Raw genomic sequence first — 453 nt, 5'->3', positions numbered from 1 at the left:
ATCCGTGTTCTGCTGGAACAGGGTTTTGGCCAGAGAGGCCGTGAACGTGTCCGAGCCCAGATTGCCAATGCTCTGGAGCATGCTCACCACCTTCTGGAAGTCCTCGGCATAGCCTGTGCCCGAGCCTTCCCACTGCTTTGCCAGCGTCAGGTAGGACTGGGCATCGGACTGCATACGCGAGAGCGCATCGTAATCCCCGCCCATGGCCTTCTGGTAATCCGAGGTCAGATTATCATTGGCCACCCCATACTGAGCCTGCACGGACAGGGGCGAGGCATCGGACGTAGCCAGACCCTGCGCATAGGTGTTGAGGCTGGAAAACACGGATGTGACGGATTGCAGCGCCGAGCTGCTATACTGCTCAAGCTGCGCCAGAGAGTTTCCGGCATAGGTCTGCTGGATTTTCAGGCGTTCGGCCGCCAGTGTTTTTTCCAGATCAGTCAGTTGCTGCTG

General features: G+C 58.3%; 1 protein-coding gene. It reads right to left on the bottom strand.

Going from position 1 to position 453, the window contains the following annotated elements; all coding sequences use genetic code 11:
* Positions 1-453: hypothetical protein (locus HK26_RS13630; protein ID WP_180539584.1), on the bottom strand; the 453-nt coding region annotated here is incomplete at both ends.

The sequence above is a fragment of the Acetobacter okinawensis genome (assembly GCF_002153655.1).
GTDB lineage: Bacteria > Pseudomonadota > Alphaproteobacteria > Acetobacterales > Acetobacteraceae > Acetobacter > Acetobacter okinawensis_A.
The sequence above is the reverse complement of the archived record's forward strand: the minus strand, read 5'-3'. Positions and strand labels throughout refer to the sequence as shown.